The sequence below is a fragment of the Dechloromonas sp. A34 genome, from assembly GCF_026261605.1.
In the GTDB taxonomy this organism is placed as follows: Bacteria; Pseudomonadota; Gammaproteobacteria; order Burkholderiales; family Rhodocyclaceae; genus Azonexus.
The window spans coordinates 1,907,072-1,931,260 of sequence record NZ_CP102486.1 but is presented as its reverse complement, the minus strand read 5'-3'; the positions used below and the strand labels follow the sequence as shown (position 1 = coordinate 1,931,260).

Below are 24,189 nucleotides of genomic sequence, written 5' to 3'. Positions count from 1 at the left end.
ATGAGTACAGCATCCAGCACCAATAGCACCTCGTTCCGTAGCGTCGAGCGTCTGGTCCAGGGGGTTCCGACCTCCGACGGCGCCGGCGTCCGCCTGACCCGCGTGCTGACCCAGAACCTGCAGCGCCGGCTCGATCCTTTCCTGATGCTCGACGCCTTCCGCAACGAGAATCCCGACGACTACATCGGCGGCTTCCCCGATCATCCGCACCGCGGCTTCGAAACCGTCTCGTACATGATCGCCGGCCGCATGCGCCACCACGACAGCGCCGGCAATGCCGGCCTGCTCGGGCCGGGCGGCGTGCAGTGGATGACCGCCGGCAGCGGCCTGATCCATTCCGAATTGCCGGAACAGGAAGCCGGACTGATGGAAGGCTTCCAGCTCTGGCTCAACCTGCCGGCCAAGGACAAGATGATCGCGCCCAACTATCGCGACATTCCGTCGGATGTCATCCCCGAGTTCACGACCGAGGACGGCGTGCGCGTGCGCGTCATCGCCGGTTCCAGCCACGGTGTCGCCGGTGCCGTGCAGCGCCCGCACACCGAACCGTTCTATCTGGACGTCCATCTACCGGCCGGTAGCCGTTTCGTGCAGCCGATTCCGGCCGGCCACAATGCCTTCACCTACACCTATCGCGGTCGGGTCAGCATCGGCGGCACCGAGGTCGCGGACCGCCACATGGCGATCCTCGCCAACGACGGCGCCGACGAAGTCTGCATCGAAGCGCCGGAAGCCGCGCGGGTGCTGATCATCGCCGGCCGGCCGTTGAAGGAGCCGATCGCCCAGTATGGTCCGTTCGTGATGAATACCGGCGAGGAAATCCAGCAGACTCTGCGCGATTATCAGGCCGGAAAATTCGAAGCCGCGGTCGTGCAATCGCTGTGAACCAAGTCGCCCAACCCCGGTCGTACCCAGGGATTGCCCCCAGGGCGTGACAATGCAAACCTGAAGACAACCGGAAAGCGACGCGATGGACCTCTCCCAGATCACCGACTCTCTCCAGCGCGACGCGGTCTGGGTGGTTTTTCTCAACGTTCTGCTGCAACAGGCCGGCCTGCCGGTGCCGGCCGTGCCGACTCTGCTGCTGGCCGGCAGCCTCGCCCTCTCCTCGGGACAACTGGCCAACATGCTGGCCGCCGCCATCCTTGCCTCGGTAATCGCCGACTGGATGTGGTACCTCGCCGGCCGGGCCTTCGGCTACCGGGTGCTGACCGGGCTGTGCCGGCTATCGATCAACCCCGGCTCCTGCGTCAGCCAGACCGAAGCCCGCTTCGTGCGCTGGGGCCTCGGCTCGCTGGTCGTCGCCAAGTTCATCCCCGGTTTCTCGACTGTCGCCCCGCCGATTGCCGGTGCCCTGCGCATGCGCCTGCCCGGCTTCGTGCTCGCCGCAGCCGCCGGCGCCGCCTTGTGGGCCGGCCTCGCCCTCGGGCCGGGTGGGTTCTGCGCAAGGAAGTGCATTCGGCGATCGGCGTGCTCGATCAGCATGCCGGCAGCGCGCTGATTGCATTCGGTGGCCTGGCCATTGTCTGGATAAGCTGGAAACTGTGGCAGAAGTATCGCTTCCGGCAACTGTCGGCGGTGCCGCACATCACGCCGGGAGAACTCCTGGCGGCCATGGAGTCCGAGCAGCCCCGCTCCTGCTCGACCTGCGCGGCCAGAGCATGATCGCCGAGACCGGCCCGATCGTCGGCGCCACCATCGCCGAGCACGATCGCCTGCTCGATGCCGTCGGCCACTGGCCGAAGCATCAGCCCATCGTCACCCTGTGCAACTGCCCGGAAGACGCCGGCGCGATACAGGCCGCACACCGCCTGCTCAAGGCAGGCTACCTCTCGGTACGGCCTTTGCGGGGCGGTTACGAAGCCTGGCGGGCGGCGACCGTGGAAGCAGCGTAGGCGACCGCACCATCGCATTGCCCTGGCGATCGCTACCGCGCTTGTTGGTGGTGTTCAAGGCAATGCGCCAACTTGGCCTTGGGAACGCTTTGAATCTTGCGCAGCAGCTCATGCGACACATCGCGGACCCGATACCGGCTGCGCAACTCCTCTTCCAGGTGAACCATCAGGCTCGCCGCCATCTCCGCATCGGCCAGAGCCCGGTGCGCGCGCCCCGCGACGGGCAGGTTGGCATATTCGACCAAGGCGCCCAGCTTGTGGCTCGGGGCTTGCGGCAACAGACGGCGCGCCAGCAACAAGGAACAGGCGAACTCCTGGCGTCGCGTTTGCCTGATGCGGGCCAGTTCGGCATCCCAGAACTTGCAGTCGAACGAGGCGTTATGGGCAACCAGGGGGTAATCGCCAATGAACGCGGAAACTTCACGCATCACATCCGCCACCGGCGGCGCCGAGCGAATCATGTCATTGGAGATTCCGGTGAGCGCTTCGATGAACGAAGGAATGCGCACCCCCGCATTCATCAGGCTCTGATAGCGGTCCACAATCTTGCCGTCGTGGAGGATTACGGCGGCAATCTCGGTGGCACGGTCACCCTGGGCCGGTGACAAACCGGTCGTCTCAAAGTCGATTACAGCCACAGCTTCCAATTCAGTTCCCCTGGTGATATTTCATGGTCGCCTCAGCGGCAAGGCACTGGCGCAACGGCAGACAGTGCCGTCGTCCGGCACTTGTCGCACACATCCCAGGGCAGGCATTCGCAAAGACGCGGATGCTCGACATAGTCGCTGCCCACATAGACCTTTCCGGCAGACCGGGTCAGGGCCGGAGCTTTATTTTGCGGAGCGGGAACCGGGCTCGACTCGTCATGGGGCGTCGGCGACCATTTCGCGAACGGCGCACTGTCTTCCTGGCCGACGACATACCAGATCTTGCGGGCAGAATCCCAGCGTGCGCCCAGCTTTTTCGCTGCATCTTTTTCGGCGAAGGGAACCTTCAAATCGAGTCTCATGTTGTTCCCTGGTCAGGAAAAAGGGGAGCGCATTATAGGTGAGCAGGCTCGCGGGTCTGTCGAATCTCCGGTTTGGGCCGCCGCCGTCAGCCTCCGCTCTCCTTCCAGAATGTGTCAGCCAGCAAGAAGCCAGGCGACTGCATTCAATTGCACCGTCTGCAAACGGCGCCAGGGAGCGCGAAACCACCGTTTCGCCACATCGGCGGCAGCCTGGATTAGGCTCGACGACGCTGACCGCCTAGCCACTTTGTAGTAGCCTTGCCCCTCTTTTTTTGCAGTTGGAAGTCGAGTTTCGGTATGGCGCGAGGATTGCCGCGTACAAGTTTCAACAGTTCCCGGCTCGTTCGCCTGCTGGCCGACTTCAGCGTCACCGAGGTCGCCGAAGCGAAGCAGCCCTTCGCCGAACGACTGGGCCTGTGGCTGGATTTCACGGATGCGATGGCGCTCTACTCGGCACTGCACGAGAACGTCGGCAACGGGGCGACGACGCAAGCATCGGCGAACCCGGCCATCGAAGAGGAATTCGTTCGCCTGCGCCATGCCCTGGCCGAGTCGATCGCCACCGATGGCGTGCTCAAGACGGGCAATGTTCGAATAAAATTGCCGACCCCGGCGGCGCATCTGGCCGTTGAAAGCGCGGCCGATTTTTCGCCCTACCATCGCTACTATCTCGCCCACCAGCGGGACATGGCGGCGGGCATCGGCCCCTTGCGCGGCAAGGCGCGGGCAGCCCTGGCCGGTCAGTCCCCGGCCAGCCAGCGGCTCGCCGCCCTGGATGCCGTGATGGACCAGGCGATGGCCACCCGCGAGCGCAACCTGCTGGCGATGGTGCCCCTGCTCCTCGCCAAGCGCTTCGAGCACTTGTACAAGGCGCATCAGGCGGCGCGCGGCGAGACGCCGGTGGCGGACGACCCGGCGCAGTGGATGCAGACGGGCGGCTGGCTGGCGGCGTACTGCCGCGATATGCAGGCCGTCCTGTTGGCGGAACTGGACCTTCGGCTGGAGCCGGTGGCGGGGCTGATTGAAGCGCTAGGCAACTAGGCAATGAGGTAACAAAGTAACGATGAACAGAAATATTTGCGTGGGGGCCTTCCTCCTGGGCCTGGCCGCCGTGTTGTGGGTCGGCGTCGGCTATATCGGTTCCAGTCCGCTGGCCCTGATCATGACGGCCCTCATCGGGGCGGTCTATGTCGCGGGGGCGCTCGAATTGCGGCGTTTCGATCAGGCGACCTCCACCCTGGCCAGCGCCCTGGCGGCCATTCCCGACAACCTGACGGATCTCGGCGAGTGGCTCGACCAGGTTCCGCTTGCCTTGCAAAACCCGGTGCGCCTGCGCATCGAAGGCGAGCGCATCGGCCTGCCCGGCCCGTCCATGACCCCGTATCTGGTCGGGCTGCTGGTGCTGCTCGGCATGCTCGGCACCTTCCTCGGCATGGTCGTCACGCTCAATGGTGCGGTCATCGCGCTGGAAAGCACGACCGACCTGCAAACCATCCGCTCCGCGCTGGCCGCGCCGGTCAAGGGCCTGGGCCTGGCCTTCGGCACCTCGGTCGCCGGGGTCGCCGCGTCCGCCATGCTCGGCCTGGTCTCGGCCCTCTGCCGCCGCGCCCGGCAGCAAACCGCGCAAGTGCTGGACACCCGGATCGCCACCGTCCTGCGCGGCTTCTCGCTCACCCATCAGCGCCAGGAAACCTTCAAGGCCCTGCAGTTCCAAGCCCAGGCCCTGCCCGAGGTGGTCGACAAGCTGCAGGCGATGATGACGCTCATGGAGCGCCAGAGCCAGCAGCTGAACGAGCGCCTGCTCGCCGGCCAGGAGAGCTTCCACCGCGACGCCAAGGGCATGTACTCGGAACTGGCCGCCTCCGTCGATCAATCCCTGAAGACCAGCCTGACCGAAAGCGCCCGTCTGGCCGGCGAGACGATCCAGCCCGTGGTCGCCGCCACGATGACCGGCATTGCCCACGAAACGACCGTCCTCCAGGAAAAGCTGACCGACACCGTCAAGCTGCAACTCGACGGCCTCGCGGCGCGCTTCGGCAGCGCCGTCGACACCGTGGCCGACACCTGGACGGCGGCCCTGGCCCAGCACGAGCGCAGCTCGGAGAACTTGAACCAGGGCTTGCAGGTCTCGCTGGCCACCTACACCGATACCTTCGAGCAGCGCTCGGCCGCCCTGCTCGCCTCGGTCGAAGCCGCGCACACCGGCCTGCGCACGGACCTGGCGGCCACGACCCGGGAAATCGCCCAGGAGACGAGCGCGCTGCACGCCGGCATGGCGGCCAAGGTCGAGACCCAACTCGATGGCCTGTCCAGCCGTTTCGACAGCACGGTAACCACCGTCGCCGACACCTGGACGGCCGCCCTGGCCCAGCACGAGCGGGCCAGCGCGGGCCTGAGTGCGGGGATGCAAGCGTCGCACGCCTCCTTCGCCGAAACCTTCGCCCAACGCTCGGCGGCACTGCTGGCCACAATCCAGGAAACGCATGCCGCCTGGCAGGCCGAGCTGGCGGCCAAGGATGAAGCACGGCTGACCGCCCTGAGCCAGGGCCTGGAATCGATGGCGGGTTCGCTGCAACAGGAATGGCAGCAGGCCGGGGCGCAGACCCTGGCCCAGCAGGAACAGATCTGCCGGACGCTCGGCGAGACCGCCCGCGAGATCAGCGCCACGGCCCAGGCCCAGGCCAGCCACACGATCGACGAAGTCACCCGCCTGATGCAGACCGCGGCCGAAGCGCCGCGCGCCGCCGCCGAAGTCATCGGCCAACTGCGCCACGAACTGTCGGCCAGCATGGCGCGCGACAACACGCTCCTTGAAGAGCGCAGCCGCATCATGGAGACGCTGGGCGCGCTGCTCGATGCCATCAACCACGCCTCGACCGAACAGCGGGGCGCGATCGACGCGCTGGTGGCGTCCTCCGCCGCCCTGCTCGACCGTGTCGGCAGCCAGTTCGCCGATCGTATCGAGGCCGAATCCACTAAGCTGGTCGACGTCGCCGCTCAGGTCAGCGGCGGCGCCATCGAGGTGGCGAGCCTGAGCGAAGCCTTCGGCCTCGCGGTGCAGTTGTTCAGCGCCTCCAACGACAAGCTGATGGCGGCGCTGCAGCGCATCGAAGGCTCCCTCGGCAAGTCCATGGCGCGCAGCGACGAGCAGCTCGCCTATTACGTCGCCCAGGCGCGGGAAATCATCGACCTCAGCATCATGTCGCAGAAGCAAATCGTCGACGACCTGCAACAGCTTTCCGGCAAACCGGCGGCCGTGGCCGGCGAGGTCTGACGATGAACGAAATCGACGCCAACAGCGAGCACTCGGCGCCGGTCTGGGCCGTCTTCGGCGACCTGATGGCCGGCCTGCTCGGGGCCTTCGTGCTGATCCTGGTCGGCGTCCTCGGCGTGCAGATGGAACTGGCGAGCAACCTCGAAGCCGAGATCAAGAAACGGCAGGCCGAGGAGCAACGACGCCAGGCTCTGGAAAAGGCCCTGGCGATTCCCCTGGCCTCCGGCCGCGTAACGCTGAACAACGGCCGCATCGGGATCAGCGGTAGTGTGCTGTTTGCCCTGAATTCCGAGCAGTTGCAGCCCGAGGGCCGGCAAGTCCTCAAGGGGCTGGCCGCGCCGCTCGCCGCCTACCTCGGGGCGCGCGGCGAAATGCTGATGGTCAGTGGCTTCACCGACGACCGGCCGGTGCTCGGCAGCAACCAGCAGTTCGCCGACAACTGGGAACTCTCCGCCCAGCGCGCCCTGACCGTGACCCGCACATTGATCGCCGAAGGCGTTCCCGCGGCCTCGATCTTCGCCGCCGCCTTCGGTCCCGAGCAGCCGGTGGCCTCGAATGCCGACGCCGAAGGACGCTCCAAAAACCGGCGCGTCGAAATGGCGCCGGTGCCGAAATCGGCCCCGGGGAACTAGGCGCGTCATGCGCAAATCCCGGCCAGCCGGAGCCCCCAAAGCCGCCCCGCTCCCGGACATCGCGCCCGATGCGATGATCGATGCCCTGCGGGCGCGGGGTGCCAATCGCTTCGATCCCGTCCGCTTCCGTTTCATCGAAGCCCTGGCCCGGCGCGCAGCCACCCAGCCCGCCTCGGTCAAACACATTCTGGAGGGCAAGCTGGCCAAGCTGCTGCTCGATTACAGCGCACGCCTCGAGCTGGCCCGGAACCAGGCAGGGGACGCACTGGCCCACAGCACCGGGCAATTCCCGGCTGCTGCCGACGATCTGCGCCAGCACCACGAAGCCGGCGACCTCGGCGGCCTGCAGCGGCTCATCGCTCGCCTGGAAGCGCAGGGCCGCAGCCCCTTGGCCGAACTGCTCGCCCATATCGGGCAGCACCCGCCGGAAGTCCCGTTTGACGGCTCGGCAATCGCCCCCCGGGCGGCGATCGAGCCCCCCGGCGAACTGAAAGCCCTGAGCTATTTCCGCAGCACCTGGTCGCAGCTCAGCGTCGATCAGCAACTGACCCAGGCCCTGGCCCAAGTGCCCGACAATGCCGGTCCCCTCAACTCCCACCGCCTTGCGCTCCAATCGCTGAAGCTGATGCGCGACGTTTCGCCGGACTACCTCAAGCGCTTCATGTCCTACGTCGATGCCTTGTTCTGGCTGGACCAGACGGAGATCGTCCGCAACCCGGGGCAAAAGAATGCTACGGACGGCGACAAGAAACGAAAATCGACACGGCGCAACGCCGGGTAAGGCTGCGCCGAACGCCTGACCGCAACCGGAAAGCGGATCGCAAGCCAGCATTCCGTCCGCCGTAATTCACGGCTTCGAACCCGCCCCCTATTCGCTCGACATGGTGAACACCCTTCGCTATGCTGACGCGATTTCGGCGCACAGCTATTCGCAGCGCCGCAGTCGTCCAGGAAAGCGCACGGCACATCGATGCAGGAAACGACCCCTTCCCTACCGGTACGAGCTATTGCGGGCACCATACCGACCAACATGTATGGCGTGCGCCCGGGCGATACGGCGGCCCGACCCCGAGTCCTGGCGCCACGCCTTGTTTCACCGCCGCCTATCCTCGGCAATAGTCTGCTCGACCCTACGGTAAACCACTCCAGGAGGGCATCTTCGGCTGATGCACCGACCAGGATAGATGGCGTCTTGCCAGAATATATAGCGTATATGCCGTCTACTTCACGTTAGGGCTCACATGCCGCAGGAAAGCGTAACGTTTGCTACCTCTAAGGAAGTCAAGAAGGCTCTTGCCGAGAACGAGGAGATCTTTCGTTACTGTCACTTCGAAACAGCCGAACTGGAGGGCGGAGACTCAGATGGAGTCTTTCTTTCGTGTACCTTCCAAGGTTTCGAGTGGTATTGGGGCATCTTCAATTTGGGATTGTTTGTCGGCTGCAAATTTGAACGCTGTACGTTTCGCGGCACCGCTTTTTCTGGTTGCCGTTTTGTTGAGTGCTCATTCACCGAGTGTCAGTTTCTGGCTGATAACCTTGGTGGCTTATGTAGTGCATCCGAAACAAATCTCTATGGCTGCTCTTCAACAAATTGCGTGGGGTTCAATGAGCTGTTTCAGAGTCAAAAGCCCTAACACTGCGGTCAAGGCCGCTCCCTCCGGTCGCTGGACGCTGCGCGATAAAGCTCCGCGCAGCGCCCCTTACCTACAACGTTAGGAGTGCAAAATCGTCACCCGACCATCCCTTGTCTTGCTAACTGGAATGCCCATTTCGCATGTCTGGTTTGGCCACGGTTCAGCTCTATTTTTGGAGCTTGGGGCACTATCTGGAGAAAGGAAGCGAAAGGACGGTTCTGTCGGCAATGAACAAGGGGAAATTACCGTCATGGTTGACTTCGGTTGGCGAGTGGAGCGCCAGCTGTCAATCGTCGGTGGTAGCGGTGACTCAAAAAGACTTTTGGCCTCCGTATCAAAAAAGTTGCTGGGAACATCCATTCTTTCTGCGCAAGTTGTGGGGCGCATTACCTTCCGCTTTGAAGATGGTGATGCCGTATTGGTGAATTATCAGGATTACCACTAGAGGAACGACAATGAGCAGGATGCACAACCCCGCCCACCCCGGCGAAGTCCTCAAAGAGTGGATCCCGGAGGGCATGACGGTAACAACCGCGGCGGAACAGCTAGGCGTTTCTCGCGTGACGCTGTCCAAGATTTTGAACGGCAAAGCCGGGATTTCAGCTGAGATGGCCCTGCGCCTCTCGGCATGGCTGGGTACGACACCCGAGGTTTGGCTTGAAATGCAATCGGCGCGGGACTTGTGGGAAGCCGAGCAAAAACCGCTGCCGGCGGTCTCACCGCTTCGAATGGCAGCCTAACCCGGAACTGTCTCAGCAGACGCCAATAAATCAGGTAAACAACCGGGAAGCCTTACGGAAAAAGGCTTTTCGGCTGTTCTATCGCGTAGGTTTGTCGACATCGCTGTCGCCCAGTCGCCCCCCCCCGCCTCATTCCGGCATCGATATCATTTCCAGCAGTTTCAGCGCCGCGATCGAGTCGTCACTGCCCATGCCACTGCCGACGAGGGCGTTGAACAGTTGGGCGGTGGCGGCTGACGAGGGCAGCATCAGGCCGAGGCGGTGGGCTTCTTCCATGACGATGCGCAGGTCCTTCTGGTGCATCCAGGCCTTGAAGCCGGGCTTGAAGTTGCGGTCGAGCATGCGCTGGCCGTGGTTTTCGAGGATGCGCGAATAGGCGAAGCCGCCCAGCAGGGCCTCGCGCACCCGCCCGGCATCGACGCCGCTGCGCGTCGCGAAGTTGAAAGCTTCGGCCACGGCCGCGATGCCGACGCCGGTCAGGATCTGGTTGCATGCCTTGGCCACCTGGCCGGCACCGACCCCGCCGATCAGGGTGATCGACTTGCCCATCTTCTCGAACAGCGGTTTGAGCTTTTCGAAGACCTCGGGCTTGCCGCCGACCATGATGGTCAAGGTGGCGTTGATCGCACCGACCTCGCCGCCGGAGACCGGCGCGTCGAGGAACTCGATGTCGCGGGCTTCCAGTTCGGCGCCGATCTGGCGGGCCGCATTCGGATTGATCGTGCTCATGTCGACGACGATCAGCCCGGAGCGGGCGCCGGCGGCGATGCCATCGGCGCCGAGAATGACTTCGCGGACGTCGGGCGCATCGGCGACCATCGTGATGACGACCTCGGCGTGCCGGGCGACTTCGGCGGCCGAGGCATGGCACTGCACCGCCATGTCCTTGAACGGTTCGAGAGCGGCCGGGCGGCGGGCCCATAGATGCAGGCTGTGCCCGGCATTGGCCAGGTGGCCGGCGAGCGGCCGGCCCATCAGGCCGAGGCCGATAAATCCGATATCCATAGTGTCTTCTCCTTCGGGGGGTGGCAGGAACGCGGCTTCCGCACTTACTTGTAAAGCACATGCGGCAACCAGAGGCCGATCTGCGGGAAGATATAGAGCAGGGCCAGGGCGATAACCTGGATGCCCATGAAGGGCAGCATGCCGAGGAAAATCTGGTTCAGCGTGACGTGCGGCGGCGAAACTCCCTTCAGGTAGAAGGCTGCCATCGCGACCGGGGGCGACAGGAAGGCGGTCTGCAGGTTGAGCGCCACGAGCAGGCCGAAGAACAGCGGGTCGATGTTGAAGTGGGCGAGCAGTGGGATGAAGATCGGCATGAAGATGACGATGATCTCCGTCCATTCCAGCGGCCAGCCGAGGATGAAGATGATGAACTGGGCGAGCAGCATGAACTGGACCGGCGTCATGTCCAGCGACAGGACCCATTGCTCGACCAGCGATTGCCCGCCGAGCAGCGCGAAGGCCGCCGAGAAGATCGACGAGCCGACGAACAGCCAGCACACCATGGCCGAGGTCTTGGCGGTGAGGAACACCGACTCCTTGACCACGCTCAGGGTCAGCCGCCGATAGGCCGCGGCCAGCACGAAGCCGCCGAGCGCTCCGACGGCCGCCGCCTCGGTCGGGGTGGCGAGGCCGAAGACGATGCTGCCGAGCACTGAGAGAATCATGATCGCCAGCGGGAAGAACGAGGTCAGCAACATCTTGAAAATTTCCAGGCGCACGAAGCTGAGCAGCAAGTAGAGCACCGCAGCGCCAACCACTGCGCCCGCGGCGATGCCGTAGAACCAGGTGGGTGTCGGCAAACGTTCGGCGGCGACGGCGGGGGCTGCTTCTTCGACAATGGTTTTGGCCGCCGTCTCGGGCACGGCAGCGCTACCCGGGGGCTCCTTCAATTCCTCGGTCGGCGGCTCGCTGAGGCCGCCATCCTCGGCTGGCGGTTCGGCCAGCCCACCGCTCATCTCGCTGGCATCGCCTTCGGCCACCCCCATCGCGACCAGGCCCTGGGCATCGTCGACCGGCAGCGGTCGCGTCGCGAGGTGCCAGGCGCCGACCAGCAGGGCGAGCAGAACCAGCAGGGGCAGCACGGCGAGGATCATTTCACGCGCTGCGTAACGGCGACTGACGCCGGGAACCTTGGCCACAATCGCCCGCGCCAGCACCGACAGCGCGCGATGGCCCAAGCGGTCATTGAGGATTTTGGCTTCGGCCGGCAGTTCGATATGCCGTTCTGCCATCGGCAAGGGCGGCGCCAGGTGTGGCTTGAGCTTGGCGAGGACAATCACATAGACGATGTACAGACCGGCCAGCATGAGGCCGGGGAAGAAGGCGCCGGCATAGAGCTGGACGACGGAAACGCCGGCCGTCGCGCCATAGACGATGAGCATCACCGAGGGCGGGATCAGGATGCCTAGGCAGCCGCCGGCGGTGATCGCCCCGGCCGAGAGCGAGACGTTGTAGCCGGACTTGAGCATGGCCGGAAAAGCCAGCAGGCCCATCAGCGTGACAACGGCGCCGATGATGCCGGATGCCGTCGCGAAAACGGCACAGGTAACCAGCGTCGCCACGGCCAGCGCGCCGGGCAGGCGGGCCAGCGCGAGTTCGATCGAACGGAACAGTTTGGCGATCAGGTTGGCGCGTTCGACCAGATAGCCCATGAAAACGAACAGGGGGATGGAGATCAGCACGTCGTTGCTCATCACCGAGTAGGCGCGCTGCACCATCAGGTCCAGCGTCTGGCGCGTCGCCAGTTCCGGATTGCCGCTGCGGTAGGCGAGCCAGGCGAAGAAGACGCCCATGCCCATCAGCGTGAAGGCGGTCGGAAAACCGAGCATGATGGCGACCACCACCAGGGAGAGCATGAGCAAGCCGAGGTGGCCGTTGTTCATGTTGCTCCACGGCATGAAGACCACCGTCACGGTGAGGATCACCGCCATCAGGGCGAGGCCGAACCAGAGTTCGCGCTTGATTTTCATTTGCTCGCCCCCCTGTCGTCAGCGGCGCCGGCTTTTCCCTGGGCGACGACGTATTTATCGAGGGCGGCGATCTCCTCGTCCTTGACCTGGACCATGGCCTTGAGTTTGTCGACATCGACCTCCTCGACGTCCTGCACGCGCGATGGCCAGGCGCCGTCGCGAATGCACAGCACGCAACGGATCATCTCGGCCACCCCTTGTAGTAGCAAAAAGGCCCCGGCGAGCGGGATCGCCGTCTTGAATGGGTAGATCGGCGGCCCGTCGGCCGTCACGTTGGAATGTTCGTTGATCGCCCAGGCATCGGCCGCGAAGTTGTACCCGGCCCAAGCCAGCGCAAAAACTCCGGGGATAAAAAACAGGAGGTAGAGCAGCAGATCGAAGGTCGCCTGCGTGCGCGGCTTGAAGAAGCCGTAGAGCACGTCGCCGCGCACATGGCCGCTGGCGGCCAGGGTGTAGGCGCCGGCCATCATGATCAGCGTGCCGTACATCATGATCATGACGTCGAAAGCCCACGGGTGGGGATTGTTGAAGACATAGCGGGAGAAGACCTCCCAGGAGATCATGAAGGTCAGCGCCACGATCAGCCAGGCAAAGAAATGGCCGACAAAGGTGCTGATCCGGTCGATGCCCAGCAACAGCTTCTGCATATGACTGCCCCGCTCGAAAAGGAAGGCCACCCGGCGGCTGCCGGGTGGTCATCGGTTACAGACCGGGTTTTCGCTACCCCTTCTTGGCGCCGAAGAAATGGTTCACGGCCATCCGGCGATTGACCATGGTGTCCGTTTCCCACTTCACCGCGCGCTCGGCGAAGGCCCGCTGCGAAGCGATGATTTCCTTGAACAACGGGTTCTCGGCCGACTTCTTGGCGACGATCTCGTCCCACAGCTTGAGCTGGGTTTGCAGGATGGCATCGGGCGTCTTGTAGAACTTGACCTTGTCCTTGGTCTGCAGCTCGATGTAGTCCTTGGAGTAGCGATCGACTGCCTTCCAGGACATGTCGGCCGACGCGGCTTCGACCGCCCCGGCAATGATCGCCTTGAGCTTGGGCGACAGGGCATCGTACTTGGCCTTGTTGAACATGATCTCGAAGGTCTCGGCGCTCTGGTGGAAGCTCTGCAGCATGCAGACCTTGGAGACGTCGGGGAAGCCGAGGATGCGGTCCGAGGTGGCGTTGTTGAACTCGGCTCCGTCGAGCAGGCCGCGGTCCAGGGCGGGGACGATCTCGCCGCCGGGCAGCGCATTCACGGCTGCGCCCATGGCGGTGAACATGTCGATGGCCAGGCCGTTGGTGCGGAACTTGAGGCCCTTGAAATCCTCGGCTTTGGTGATCGGCTTCTTAAACCAGCCCAGGGGCTGGGTCGGCATCGGGCCGTAGATGAAGGACTCGACGCTGGCGCCGATCGAGTTGTAGAGCTTGGCCAGCAGTTCCTTGCCGCCGCCGTACTTGTGCCAGGCGAGGACCATGTTGGCATCCATGCCGAAGGCCGGCCCGGTGTTCCAGATGGCCAGGGCGTTCTGCTTGCCGTAGTGATAGCCGAGCACGCCGTGGCCGCCGTCGAGGGTGCCCTTGCTGACCGCCTCCAGCAGGCCGAAGGCGGGCACGACGGCGCCGGCCGGCAGGACCTCGATCTTGAGTTCGCCGCCGGACATGTCATTGACCTTCTTGGCGTAGTCCAGGGCGTACTCGTGGAAGATGTCCTTGGCCGGCCAGGTCGACTGCCAGCGCATGCTGACCGGCGACTGGGCCGCCGCGATCATCGGGAAGCCGCCGGCGACGACTCCGGCAGCACCGGTCGTAGCCGCTGCAAGGAACTTCCGACGGGACGATTGCTTCGTTGCTTCGGCCGGGGCCGCTTTGACTTTGGTTTTCATGATGATGTCTCCGTTATGTGGTGCTGCCGTTTTGTGGTTGCTACTTCAATCGACCCTGTTCGTACCAACCCCGAGCCGCTTGATCCTGATTTCAGAGATGGGGTATCAGCGCAGCATCTTCAGGCGATGCAGCAGCATTTGCGCCAGCTCCTTCAATGTCTCGACGGCCTTCTCCCGCTTGGCCGGCGTATCGGTGCCCTTGAGCATGCTGACCGCGACGGCGGCGATCGCCGGGCCATCCAGCGGCTCGCCGATCGGCACGCCGATGCAGCACATGCCGTCGCGGGTTTCCTCGTTGTCCGTGGCAAAACCGCGCTCGCGCACCGCACGCAGGTCATCGAGCAAGGCGCCGACGGTAGTGCAGCTGTTGGTCGTAAGCTGCGGCAAGCGCTTGCCGCGGTATAGCGCTTTGACTTCGCTGTCGCTCAGCGTACTGATCAGTGCCTTGCCGGTGGCCGTGCAGCTCGCTGGCAGCCGCATCCCGATGCGGTAGCTGACACCGACCGGCTGGTTGCCGTTGCGGCAGGCCATGTAGACGACATCGGTGCCGTCGCGCACGGCGAGGACGGCACCTTCCTCGTCGAATACCTTGAGGGCGTCGAGCGCCTGGGCGAACTCCTTGGCGACATCGGTGCGAACCAGATAGGCATGGGCGAGGTCAACAACGCGGGTACCCAGATGGTAAGTACCGTCGTCGTAACGCTTCAACAGCCCGGATACGGTCAGGCTGGTGCACAGGGCCAGGGTCGAACTCTTCGGCAGTCCGAGGCGGGCGGAGAGTTCGCCGAGTGCCAGCGCATCTCGCGAAGTCGCAACTTGGTCGAGCAGACGGGCGGCCTTGAGTACCGACGGCACGATCGCCTTGGGCAAATCTCGCAACGCTGTTTGCTCTGTCACGATTACCTCGCTTGGGTTGAATCAAAGAAATTGACACCCCGGAAAACGTAAATCTATGATAGATCAAGCCTGTTCATAATCAAGGACGAGGTTCATATATATGAATACACCCCGGCAGCTCGAGCATTTCATCGACGGTCATACCGTCCCGGCCAGCGGGGCGCGCTGGGCCGAAGTCTTCAATCCGGCCAGTGGCCAGGTCGAGGCGCGGGTGCCGCTGGCCAGCGCCGACGAAACCCGGAAAGCGATTGCCGCCGCAGCCGCCGCCTGGCCGGCCTGGGCAGATACCCCGCCCCTGCGCCGGGCGCGCATCCTGTTCAAGTTCCGCGAACTGCTCGAACGCCATATCGACGATCTGGCCGCCATCATCACCGCCGAACACGGCAAGGTGCTGGCCGACGCCAAGGGCGAGGTGATCCGCGGCATGGAGGTCGTCGAGTTCGCCTGCGGCATTCCGCAGCTGCTGAAAGGCGAGTACTCCGACCAGATCGGCAGCGCCGTCGACAGTTGGTCGCTACGCCTGCCGGTGGGCGTTTGCGCCGGCATCACGCCCTTCAATTTCCCGGTGATGGTGCCGATGTGGATGTTTCCGGTCGCCCTCGCCTGCGGCAATACCTTCGTGCTCAAGCCGTCCGAACGCGATCCCTCGGCCAGCCTGTTCATCGCCGACCTGCTGGCCCGGGCGGATCTGCCGCCGGGCGTGTTCAACGTCATCCATGGCGACAAGGAGGCGGTCGACACCCTGCTTACTGATCCCCGCGTCGCCGCCGTCAGCTTCGTCGGCTCGACGCCGATCGCCGAGCACATCTATGCGACGGGCTGCGCGCACGGCAAACGGGTGCAGGCGCTCGGCGGCGCCAAGAACCACATGGTGGTGATGCCCGATGCCGACCTCGACCAGGCGGTCGAGGCGCTGATCGGCGCCGCCTACGGTTCGGCCGGCGAACGCTGCATGGCGATCTCGGTGGCGGTGGCGGTCGGCGATGTCGGCGACGCTCTGGTCGCCGCCCTGGCCCGGCGCAGCGCGGCGCTCAAGATCGGCCCGGGCGACGCCCCGGACGTCGAAATGGGGCCGCTGGTGACGCGCCAGCATCTCGCCAAAGTACGCGGCTATGTGGACCAGGGCGTCGCGGAAGGCGCGGAACTGGTCGTCGACGGCCGCCAGCTGCGGGTCGCCGGCCATGAAGACGGGCACTTTCTCGGCGCATGCCTGTTCGACCGGGTCAGCCCGGCCATGAGCATCTACCGCGAGGAAATCTTCGGCCCGGTGCTCTGCGTCGTGCGGGTGGCCGATTTCGCATCGGCCGTCGAGCTGATCAATGCCCACGAATACGGCAACGGTGTCGCGGTATTCACGCGCAGCGGCAACACTGCCCGCGAGTTCGTACGGCGCATCGAGGTCGGCATGGTCGGCATCAATGTACCGATTCCCGTCCCCATGGCCTTCCACAGCTTCGGCGGCTGGAAGCGCTCCCTGTTCGGCGACCATGCGATCCATGGCCCCGAGGGCGTGCACTTCTATACCCGGCTCAAGACGGTGACCGCGCGCTGGCCGGATGATGTAGCGAGTGCCGCCAGTTTTGTCATGCCGACCCACTGAGCGGGCGGCGCGCGTGTCGGTAGCAACCGCCGCGCGTGTCGAAATTCTTTACAACGTCTCCGAAGCGCAATCACGTAGCCCGACCAAGCTGCTGATTCGATGGCATGAAATTCCTCCGGCACGACTATTGCGCTTTATCGTTGCTGCTACCAATTCGATCCATCAGCTGATCACGGGGGTACCCAAGTGATAAAAATGAAACGATTGATTTCGCTGTTCGCGCTGTTGGTCAGCTTGGGTTGGATGGCCCCCGCCAGTGCCGGCTCCCTGAGCTATACCGTGGGGGTTACTGATTTCAATGCACCCACCGCTTTCCTGTTTTCCTTCGCCACGCCGATGACGCCGCTGTTCGGCCCGGTTTCATTTCAAGCAACAATTTCTGGGACGCTCACCAACGTCTCCGGCCCTCCGGTTTCAGCGGCGCCAGTATCCCCGGCGACTTCCATTTTCAGATTCTCGATAGACTCTACCGAAGTCTTCGCCGATCCGCTGGGCACCATCTTTTCCAGCTTTGGCCCGATCACCTATACCGGCAGCTACGACTGTGGCGCCCTGGGTTGTACGAGTCTTCAGGCCTTCTTGGGCTTCCAGGCGTCCGGCGACAGTGACCAATATAGCTTCGCCGCCGACTGGATCGTTACGGAAGACGACTCTTCGCGGATACCGGAACCCGCAACGCTGGGTCTTCTCACTTTGGCGCTGGCCGGCCTTGGCTGGTCGAGGCACCGCAGGCAGTAATCAACACAGGGGGAACGACAACCCCGCTCCGGCGGGGTTTGTCGTTTCTGCGATCGGTTATTGGCAATTCGGCCGGAATATAGGGCAGGCGACAAAGGCGAATCCGCGCATGGCGGGGCTTGTTAGAATGCACCGATCGTTGTTGCCGGCAAGCGCTCGCCCCTATGAATAAACACATGACCTACGAAGAACATCTCGACGAAGTAGCCACCCTGCTCACCGAGATCTACACCCTGAGCGACGATGCGGCCATCGCCATCGTCATGCGCGCCCAGGCCGATGACTATTTCAGCGGCCATGACGACGATCCGGCTATCTGCACCCAGGAGCGCGCCGAGCTGGATGCGCGGGCGGTTTTCAAGCAATACAAGCCGCCCCGGAAAACTCGCTGACCCGTAGCGGGTCTTCGTCCGGCATTGCATGCACCCGAAAGGAAAATGACCATGAGCAAACCAGCGCTCGAAGACCGTGCCGTGGGCGCACTGCTCGGCGCCTTCATCGGCGACGCGCTGGCACTTGGCCCGCACTGGTACTATGACCTGACGCAGTTGCATGCCGACTACGGGACCTGGATCGACAACTACACCGCGCCCAAGCCGGGGCGCTACCATGCCGGAATGAAGGCCGGGCAATCCTCCCAGGCCGGCGTCCTGCTGCGCCTGACGCTGGAATCCCTGGTCACACGCGGCGCTTACGACGAGGCCGACTTCTGCCGGCGGATGGATACGGACTTTTTCCCGCAGATCGACGGTACACCACTGAACGGCCCCGGCGGCTATACCAGCCAGTCGATCCGCGAAACCTGGCGCAAGCGGATCAAACTCGGCCTGCCCTGGGGCGAGGTCGGCGGCAATGCCGACACCACCGAGGCCGCCGAACGCATTCTCGCCATCGCTGTCCGCTACGCGCTGCAGCCGGCAAAACTGGCAGCGGCGGTCAACAGCAACACCCTACTGACCCAGACCGACGGCACGGTAGTCGCGATGACCGTCGCCTACGCTGCCATTCTCGGCCTGCTGATCGAAGGTGAAGCGCTCGACGGCAAGCTGGCGGGCAAGCTGATGGCGCGGGTCAGATCCGGCGAACTGCCCTTCCATGCGGTGACCAGCGACAACCTGCAGGCGCCCCGACCCGGCGCTCCGGAAGCGCCGAGTATCGGCCGTTTCCCGTCACCGGACGCGCTGCTCGGCCCGTCCTTCATCGCCCAGGCAGCACGCGACCCCGATATCCGCATCGAGCCAGCATGGAAGGTTTCGCTGGTCTATGGCATGCCCTGCGCGGTCTATCACCAGTTCCCCGCCGCCTACTACCTGGCAGCCCGCTTCACCGGCGATTTCGAATCCGCCGTGCTGCACGCCGTCAATGGCGGCGGCCAGAACCAGGCGCGCGCCATTCTCACCGGCGCCCTGGCCGGCGCCCAGAGCGGCCTCAAGGGGATTCCGCAGCGTTTCCTGGATGGCCTCGAAAACAGCGCCGAACTGCTCGATTTGGCCCGTAGACTTGCCAGCCAGATGAACGACACCGGCCTACCCGGGAGAGCCTGAGCGTTCGCGACGGCGGTTGGCGGACTGCGGAATATAACTTGAGCTGAGCACTCTGCACATTGGCAATACAGTTGCCATCAGGGAGATCCGGCCAAGAAGAGCCGCTACGGAACACGCTGGCGGGTTTACGCAACTCGCCGATAAGCAGTCCATTCTGGTAGCTTCCCCGAAATACCTCCCGAAAGCCTGTCCATGTCGTCCATCCGCTCTGTCATCGTCACTCTGTTCTTTGCCCTGAGCCTCGCTGCTTGCACGACCGCGCCTCCCGACGGTCTCCAGCCGGTGACATCGTTCGACATCAGTCGCTACCTCGGGCAGTGGTATGAAATCGCCCGGCTCGACCATTCTTTCGAACGCGGCATGAGCGACGTCAATGCCACTTACCTGCTCCAGGACGACGGCAGCGTCAAGGTCATCAACCGAGGTTACGACACGCAGCGTCAGGCGTGGAAGGAGGCGATCGGCCGCGCCCTGTTCATCGGTGACAGCCATACCGCGTCGCTGAAGGTGTCGTTCTTCGGGCCGTTCTACGGCGGCTATCACGTGATTGCGCTCGATCAGCAGAACTATCGCTGGTCGCTCGTCGCCGGGCCAGACCGTGATTATTTGTGGATTCTCGCCCGTGACAAGACGCTGCCGGCCGAGATCCGCGAGCAACTGCTCAGTCAGGCGCGCGCGCTTGGCTTTGCCACCGACAAGCTGATCTGGGTCGATCACCAGCGGCCGCTGCCGTCACGGTTCTGCACCGGTGAGACAAAAATGTGCTGACTGGCACACGCTATCGGCCAGTCGCTGGAACACGCTTACGCCCAACACCGCCGGCATGAGCCAGTTCGCTGAAGGCGGCAGGCTGGCGACCAAGCCCTACCTGTCGTAGTGCTGCCTACATCGACCGCAAAGTTAGACATGGCTGGACCTTTTTAACTGGCCGAATTAGCAATTCACAAAACGAAGGGCATACAGCTTGCAGAGCTTAGTTACCGTTCTCGATAAGCTCGCCACGAATTTTTCGGAGCCCCTCTGGCATTTTCAGCGTCGCCCTATCCCACCCCTCAATTTCAAGCACCTGGTCAAGGCAGTCTTCCATAACTGCATGCGCTTCTCGTGACCTAACCTCAATGGTGTGATGTACTAAACTTGGCGTCTTTCCTTCAGTCAAACAGTCGCGTTGGTAGCGAATTACTTGCCGCAATTGCCTAATTTGGTCGGCCACCTGCCCAGGGCAAGCACACATGTAAATTGCAGCCTCCTCGACGATTCTTTCAAGTTCTTCATCATTGAATCGGTTTTGTAAGTCCATCTAGTTTCCTCGTTGGGACAATTGCGCCAAACCCATGGTAACCGATTCGTCGAGGAGCTTTAGGCAGCGCTGAAAGGAGATGTTGGCAATATGAGCAAGTGATAGCCAGTTCGCATTGTTCGATGCCGAGCTTCACAGCGTATAGATTGGTCAGGTAGCCAATCAATGAAGCAGGTGATATATCAGTTTAATTCAATAACAATGGCGTCATATATGACGCTGCTTTTCTCTATGCTGCGACAGGTATAATGGCCGATCCACTACTTATCCGAGCCTTGCCATGAATGTTGAGATAGATTACAAAAACAACCCTCTGCACGGCGTTAGTTTAAAAAACTTGTTAACTGAAATAGTCAACCACTACGGTTTTGAGATTCTATTCGCCTATTTGAATATCAATTGTTTCAATAACAATCCAAGCATTGATTCCAGCGTAAAGTTTCTTAAAAAAACAGATTGGGCGCGCGAGAAAGTCGAAGCATTTTATTTATATCAATTTAAAAATTTACCTCGAGCATCTGCCGAGCAATTTGAATTTCCGCCCAGGGATCGCGTTATTCCACAGGATCAAACGCCGGGTGAGCCAGCTGAATTGAGTCTCGACGACGCTGAAAGGTTACGCGAAAAGCGGGCCAAGAAAGTGGCTATGTGGGACGCGGATGCCGGCCGTCGTTCCAACCCGGATAAAAGAGTATCGGATAATCGAAGGACCTCTGTTAATCCGGATTCAGACCCATGGGCGAAGTGGAAAAAATAAATCCGGTTTCAGAATATTTGAAGATTGTTTCGCCCCGGATTTCGGACATATGCAAACAGCAAACCGGACGCCCCCAACCGGCACTCAAACGCCAATTAAACGGGGCTGCTCAAGAAGGTAATTTCGGCCGGTCATAACCGACGAAATCAGGCGCTCAAGCTAATAAGAATCGAGGGGCGATTAGCGGCTGCTGCCCTTCCAGTTGGCTACGCAATTCTGCTTGAAGTATTTCAAGGCCCGTTCCATGTAGGCATCTGGCATCTGCGGGTCGTTGTCGGCGAGGTGGATTTCGGCATCGGGGCGCAGATCCTGCAGCCACATCGCCTTGAGGTCTTCGCGCTGCTCGAACGGGGCATGCTCGTCGACGAAGGCGAGCACCGCTTTCGAGTCGAAGCCCTGGTTGCGGAAGGCGGCAATGATGCTCTTGGCGTCCTTCAGCAAGGCGGCGGCTTTCGGCGGATGGCCCGTCGCCACGTTCAGGAACAGGGTCGCCAGTACGGCCGGGTCGTCGGCATCGCCCTTGGTGATGCGCACCCATTCGCGGGCGACGAGTTTGTCGTAGGCAACGACATCTTCTTCGCTCGCTTCGCGCACGAAGAAGGCGCCCTGTGATTCGGCATGCAGAATCTCGTCCGCCGACTTGGCCGGCGACTTGAGGCGCGGCAGGGTGCTGGCGATGAATTCCTGCATCGCCTGCCTGCTCATCTCGGCGAAGGTCTCCGGTGCCTCGCGCAGAAAGGCGTCGAGCGCGGCCGGGCTGGGTTTGAAGGATTTCTTGCGGAGCGTCTCGACGAGGGTGACGAACTGGGTCTTCGACGGCATTTCCAGTGTTTTGGCGCCGACGAAGAGCAGCAGCATGGCCGAGCGGATGACTTCCTCGGCGCTGAAATCCTCGCACTCCTCGGGCGTCGCATTCAGGCGCCGCGCCAGCCAGCGCGCAAAGTCGATCCGCATCTGGTTGGCCTGGCACTGCCCGACCTGCGCCCGGTAGCGGGCAACGGTCAGCGGGAAAGCGAAGCTGCGCTCATTGACGAAAATTTTCTGCGCCAGCGGATCGGCCTTGCGCTGATGCAGGCTGGTATCGGCCGGCATCGCGTGCAGCCGCTTGAGCATCTCGGAGCCGCCCCGCGAATGGGAGAGCAGGCTGTTGTCGCTCAGCGAGGTGGCGGCACTGCGCAGGTCGCCGTTGGCAAAGTCTTCGAGATAAAGACTGATCAGGTTGGTCAGGCGAACCGTCGCGCTTTCCAGATCGGTCCGCAGATAGGCGGTACCGAAATGATCGGCAATCTGGACGATTCCTTTCGGCGCGTCGGCCTCCATTTTGGCGATGCTGTCCCGGGTCAGGAGCCCGTGCTCAAGGCCATAGCGGACGGCTTTTTCGAAAAATGGGCGATCATCGACGACAGCAACTGAACTGTTCACTGGATGCCTCCCTCAGAGCGCTGATTCTTCGTCCTCGGACGAAGCGGCCGGGGCGGGCTTGGCGTCTTGCGCTTCGCCCTCCTCGAGCGCTTCGACCCGGTGCATCAGGCGATCACGCAAGGTGATCACGACCTGTTCGAAAATGTCCGAAAGCTCGTAGCGCAGGACCCAGGCCGTTTCCATCCAGTCGCGGTCGGAGACATCCGAACGCGCCACCCGCGGGCGCGAGTTGGCGATCGAATTCCCTTCGTGGAGCGCCTCATCGATCTCGTCGATTTTTTCGTTGAGCCAGGAGATCGAGCGCGATTCGAGACCGCGCTCGGCGTTGAAGTCCTCGAAGAACTCGCCGGACATCGCGAAGGCCAGCAATTCGTCGTCGCGTTCGCCGAAATAATTGACCAGCACCTCGTAGCCGCCTTCGATCTCGCCGATCGCTTCGAGATACTCAGCCGCCATGTCTTCGTCGCGATAGATGATGGCATTCATCATCCCGCGTAGGGCGGCATGCGTATGGTCGCGATAGCGGGCTTCGAGAACCACCGCCCGGGCAAACTGGTCCGGGGTGACGACCATGTTGACCACCGACTGCCGCGAGCCATCGAAGCCACGCATCACGGCCAGCAGGTCTTTCGGCGCAACCTGGTCGAGAACTTCGACCAGGGCATCGTCGCCCTCGGTATCCGCAATGTTGGCCAAAGCCATTTCTGCGCCCTTGAGATCACCCGCCAGGATGAGTTGAGACGTCTTGAGTACGACGGGATGTTTCATCTAATGCCTTATTGAATGTTTCGAATTCTGCTTGCCGCGAGCGGCGGGTTCGGGGTGCTCAGGACTTGACCGAGTCGAAGCCCTGCTCGCCCAGCCAGTCGTCGCCGGCCTCGGCCAGGTCGCGGTCCTCGTCGTCGCCATCATTGTCATCGTCCTCATTTTTCTCGCCCCGGGATTCACTATCCTCGGCGGCCGGCGCGGTGCCGGCACTGTCGAATTTGCGGATGAACTCGAGGCAGGCCGCGGTCACCATGAATTCCTCGCCGGCGCTTTCGGCCAGCACGGCCGTCAGATACGAGGCGGCCCAAGGCTCGACCGTGACGAACGCGGAGAACTCATTCCAGCCTGGAAAATCGCCATCATCCGGCTCGCACATCACGGCGGCGGCCACCGCCTTCGGGCTGGTGAAGGAAAAGCCGTCGTAGAACACCGGCACCACCATCTCCGGGCAGAACTCGATCATCGGCAACAGCGCCTTCAGTTCCTGGCGCTTCTCCTTCAGGCGGGCCTTGAGCGCCGGATTGCCTTCCGAGTCGGTAAGCAGATCCTGTATCTCGGCATCGTAGGACGACGCCAGTTCGGCAAAATAGTATGACTTTTTCATTTCTGGATATTCCCCAAATAGCTCGACCAGATTTCTCGGGCAACGACCAGCGGGTCGTCGATCAGACTCGTGCGTCGGGTATCGTCGTAAACCTTGCGGCGCTCGCTGTCGGCCAGTACTTCGTAGGCCTCCTGCACCGCCCTGAATTTGGCTGCCGCATCCGGCTCGGGATTGCGGTCAGGGTGAAACTGGGCTGCCTTCTTGCGGTAGGCGGTCTTGATGATTTCCGTGGTCGCATCGGGCGCTACGCCCAGCAATCCGTAATAGTCTTTCATGGTGCCTTTATCAGTGGTCCCGGATGGTGTGGCCGCCGTCAGCCGGAACGATTTTCCGCGCCGCTGGTAAATTGCCCGCCAGCGCAGTGCCCGCGATGATTCCCGGGCTTCAGGCTCCGGCCAGTCCGTCGCGGGCGATGAACTCAGATCGTGTCACGGCGCTATTTTACGCCAGGCAGTAAAACCCCCACCAAAGCAATGCGCCGGCCCGAGGCCGGATTATCCCTCAACCAGGCCGGGCATGCTTCGCCGA

29 protein-coding genes are annotated in these 24,189 nt (G+C 62.7%); 17 read left to right on the top strand and 12 right to left on the bottom strand.

Annotated elements, in window-relative coordinates; translation table 11 throughout:
• The 4 genes from NQE15_RS09700 (at position 1) to NQE15_RS09685 (ending at position 1,895) form a co-directional block, all read left to right on the top strand.
• Positions 1-885, top strand: a complete 885-nt coding sequence (locus tag NQE15_RS09700; RefSeq protein ID WP_265949160.1) for a pirin family protein — start codon at positions 1-3, stop codon at positions 883-885.
• A gap of 85 nt (positions 886-970) precedes the next feature.
• On the top strand, positions 971-1,501 hold the full coding sequence (locus NQE15_RS09695; RefSeq protein WP_265949158.1) for a DedA family protein: 531 nt from the start codon (positions 971-973) through the stop codon (positions 1,499-1,501).
• On the top strand, positions 1,471-1,665 hold the full coding sequence (locus NQE15_RS09690) for a hypothetical protein (protein WP_265949156.1): 195 nt from the start codon (positions 1,471-1,473) through the stop codon (positions 1,663-1,665). The genes NQE15_RS09695 and NQE15_RS09690 overlap by 31 nt, the downstream gene beginning before the upstream one ends.
• On the top strand, positions 1,662-1,895 hold the full coding sequence (locus tag NQE15_RS09685) for a rhodanese-like domain-containing protein (protein ID WP_265949154.1): 234 nt from the start codon (positions 1,662-1,664) through the stop codon (positions 1,893-1,895). The genes NQE15_RS09690 and NQE15_RS09685 overlap by 4 nt, the downstream gene beginning before the upstream one ends.
• Before the next feature lie 32 nt (positions 1,896-1,927).
• Here the strand turns inward: NQE15_RS09685 and NQE15_RS09680 are convergent, their stop codons facing one another.
• Together NQE15_RS09680 and NQE15_RS09675 are read right to left on the bottom strand one after the other, a co-directional pair.
• On the bottom strand, positions 1,928-2,542 hold the full coding sequence (locus tag NQE15_RS09680; RefSeq protein ID WP_265949151.1) for a PolC-type DNA polymerase III: 615 nt from the start codon (positions 2,540-2,542) through the stop codon (positions 1,928-1,930).
• Between the two features lie 32 nt (positions 2,543-2,574).
• Entirely contained in the window at positions 2,575-2,904 is a 330-nt protein-coding gene (locus tag NQE15_RS09675; protein ID WP_265949148.1) for a DUF5710 domain-containing protein, read from the bottom strand.
• 309 nt (positions 2,905-3,213) lie between these two features.
• On the opposite strand from NQE15_RS09675, the gene NQE15_RS09670 reads away from it, so the two are divergent.
• The 7 genes from NQE15_RS09670 to NQE15_RS09645 all read left to right on the top strand — a co-directional run bounded on the left by NQE15_RS09670 (position 3,214) and on the right by NQE15_RS09645 (position 9,184).
• Positions 3,214-3,945, top strand: coding sequence for a DUF3348 domain-containing protein (locus NQE15_RS09670; RefSeq protein WP_265949146.1), 732 nt, complete (start codon positions 3,214-3,216; stop codon positions 3,943-3,945).
• 40 nt (positions 3,946-3,985) lie between these two features.
• Positions 3,986-6,178 (top strand): DUF802 domain-containing protein, encoded by a 2,193-nt coding sequence (locus NQE15_RS09665; protein WP_323054964.1) that lies wholly within the window; start codon positions 3,986-3,988, stop codon positions 6,176-6,178.
• A gap of 2 nt (positions 6,179-6,180) precedes the next feature.
• A complete protein-coding gene (locus NQE15_RS09660) occupies positions 6,181-6,810 on the top strand; it encodes an OmpA family protein (protein ID WP_265949142.1) in 630 nt (209 codons plus the stop codon).
• A gap of 7 nt (positions 6,811-6,817) precedes the next feature.
• Positions 6,818-7,591, top strand: a complete 774-nt coding sequence (locus NQE15_RS09655) for a DUF2894 domain-containing protein (protein ID WP_265949139.1) — start codon at positions 6,818-6,820, stop codon at positions 7,589-7,591.
• Between the two features lie 460 nt (positions 7,592-8,051).
• Complete coding sequence (locus NQE15_RS24040) at positions 8,052-8,444, top strand: pentapeptide repeat-containing protein (protein ID WP_416336515.1); 393 nt, start codon at positions 8,052-8,054, stop codon at positions 8,442-8,444.
• Positions 8,445-8,571: 127 nt separating this feature from the next.
• Positions 8,572-8,889 carry a hypothetical protein gene (locus tag NQE15_RS09650; RefSeq protein WP_265949137.1) on the top strand — a complete coding sequence of 106 codons (318 nt, stop codon included), beginning with the start codon at positions 8,572-8,574 and terminating at the stop codon, positions 8,887-8,889.
• 10 nt (positions 8,890-8,899) lie between these two features.
• Positions 8,900-9,184, top strand: a complete 285-nt coding sequence (locus tag NQE15_RS09645; protein ID WP_265949135.1) for a HigA family addiction module antitoxin — start codon at positions 8,900-8,902, stop codon at positions 9,182-9,184.
• A 129-nt stretch (positions 9,185-9,313) separates the two neighbouring features.
• Here the strand turns inward: NQE15_RS09645 and NQE15_RS09640 are convergent, their stop codons facing one another.
• From NQE15_RS09640 to NQE15_RS09620, 5 genes are all read right to left on the bottom strand, one after another.
• Positions 9,314-10,189, bottom strand: a complete 876-nt coding sequence (locus tag NQE15_RS09640; protein WP_265949131.1) for an NAD(P)-dependent oxidoreductase — start codon at positions 10,187-10,189, stop codon at positions 9,314-9,316.
• Positions 10,190-10,233: 44 nt separating this feature from the next.
• Positions 10,234-12,159: a TRAP transporter large permease gene (locus tag NQE15_RS09635; protein ID WP_265949128.1), complete on the bottom strand. Its 1,926-nt coding sequence runs from the start codon at positions 12,157-12,159 to the stop codon at positions 10,234-10,236.
• Positions 12,156-12,806 carry a TRAP transporter small permease subunit gene (locus tag NQE15_RS09630; RefSeq protein WP_265949126.1) on the bottom strand — a complete coding sequence of 217 codons (651 nt, stop codon included), beginning with the start codon at positions 12,804-12,806 and terminating at the stop codon, positions 12,156-12,158. Before NQE15_RS09630 ends, NQE15_RS09635 begins: the two co-directional genes overlap by 4 nt.
• A gap of 73 nt (positions 12,807-12,879) precedes the next feature.
• The gene (locus NQE15_RS09625; protein WP_265949124.1) at positions 12,880-14,031 is read right to left on the bottom strand and encodes a TRAP transporter substrate-binding protein; all 1,152 of its coding nucleotides are present in this window, start codon (positions 14,029-14,031) and stop codon (positions 12,880-12,882) included.
• 105 nt (positions 14,032-14,136) lie between these two features.
• Positions 14,137-14,928 carry an IclR family transcriptional regulator gene (locus NQE15_RS09620; RefSeq protein ID WP_265949121.1) on the bottom strand — a complete coding sequence of 264 codons (792 nt, stop codon included), beginning with the start codon at positions 14,926-14,928 and terminating at the stop codon, positions 14,137-14,139.
• A gap of 100 nt (positions 14,929-15,028) precedes the next feature.
• Here NQE15_RS09620 and NQE15_RS09615 point away from each other — a divergent pair, with 100 nt between their 5' ends.
• The 5 genes from NQE15_RS09615 to NQE15_RS09595 all read left to right on the top strand — a co-directional run bounded on the left by NQE15_RS09615 (position 15,029) and on the right by NQE15_RS09595 (position 19,578).
• Entirely contained in the window at positions 15,029-16,528 is a 1,500-nt protein-coding gene (locus tag NQE15_RS09615) for a CoA-acylating methylmalonate-semialdehyde dehydrogenase (RefSeq protein WP_265949118.1), read from the top strand.
• Between the two features lie 195 nt (positions 16,529-16,723).
• Positions 16,724-17,266 (top strand): PEP-CTERM sorting domain-containing protein, encoded by a 543-nt coding sequence (locus NQE15_RS09610; RefSeq protein WP_265949115.1) that lies wholly within the window; start codon positions 16,724-16,726, stop codon positions 17,264-17,266.
• Between the two features lie 176 nt (positions 17,267-17,442).
• Positions 17,443-17,658 (top strand): hypothetical protein, encoded by a 216-nt coding sequence (locus NQE15_RS09605; RefSeq protein WP_265949113.1) that lies wholly within the window; start codon positions 17,443-17,445, stop codon positions 17,656-17,658.
• A 51-nt stretch (positions 17,659-17,709) separates the two neighbouring features.
• Positions 17,710-18,810: an ADP-ribosylglycohydrolase family protein gene (locus NQE15_RS09600; RefSeq protein ID WP_265949112.1), complete on the top strand. Its 1,101-nt coding sequence runs from the start codon at positions 17,710-17,712 to the stop codon at positions 18,808-18,810.
• A gap of 192 nt (positions 18,811-19,002) precedes the next feature.
• Positions 19,003-19,578: a lipocalin family protein gene (locus NQE15_RS09595; protein WP_265949110.1), complete on the top strand. Its 576-nt coding sequence runs from the start codon at positions 19,003-19,005 to the stop codon at positions 19,576-19,578.
• Between the two features lie 205 nt (positions 19,579-19,783).
• On the opposite strand, the gene NQE15_RS09590 is transcribed toward NQE15_RS09595, so the two are convergent.
• Positions 19,784-20,110, bottom strand: coding sequence for a hypothetical protein (locus NQE15_RS09590; RefSeq protein ID WP_265949108.1), 327 nt, complete (start codon positions 20,108-20,110; stop codon positions 19,784-19,786).
• 280 nt (positions 20,111-20,390) lie between these two features.
• On the opposite strand from NQE15_RS09590, the gene NQE15_RS23840 reads away from it, so the two are divergent.
• Entirely contained in the window at positions 20,391-20,867 is a 477-nt protein-coding gene (locus NQE15_RS23840) for a VF530 family DNA-binding protein (protein ID WP_323054963.1), read from the top strand.
• Positions 20,868-21,047: 180 nt separating this feature from the next.
• Here the strand turns inward: NQE15_RS23840 and NQE15_RS09580 are convergent, their stop codons facing one another.
• Genes NQE15_RS09580 through NQE15_RS09565 form a run of 4 tightly spaced genes read right to left on the bottom strand, consistent with a single transcriptional unit; the run spans position 21,048 to position 23,936 of the window.
• Positions 21,048-22,289, bottom strand: a complete 1,242-nt coding sequence (locus NQE15_RS09580; protein WP_265949107.1) for a hypothetical protein — start codon at positions 22,287-22,289, stop codon at positions 21,048-21,050.
• A 12-nt stretch (positions 22,290-22,301) separates the two neighbouring features.
• Positions 22,302-23,057, bottom strand: coding sequence for a hypothetical protein (locus NQE15_RS09575; RefSeq protein ID WP_265949105.1), 756 nt, complete (start codon positions 23,055-23,057; stop codon positions 22,302-22,304).
• A 58-nt stretch (positions 23,058-23,115) separates the two neighbouring features.
• Positions 23,116-23,661: a hypothetical protein gene (locus NQE15_RS09570; RefSeq protein WP_265949103.1), complete on the bottom strand. Its 546-nt coding sequence runs from the start codon at positions 23,659-23,661 to the stop codon at positions 23,116-23,118.
• Positions 23,658-23,936 carry a DnaJ domain-containing protein gene (locus NQE15_RS09565; protein WP_265949101.1) on the bottom strand — a complete coding sequence of 93 codons (279 nt, stop codon included), beginning with the start codon at positions 23,934-23,936 and terminating at the stop codon, positions 23,658-23,660. Before NQE15_RS09565 ends, NQE15_RS09570 begins: the two co-directional genes overlap by 4 nt.
• Between the last annotated feature and the right edge of the window lie 253 nt (positions 23,937-24,189).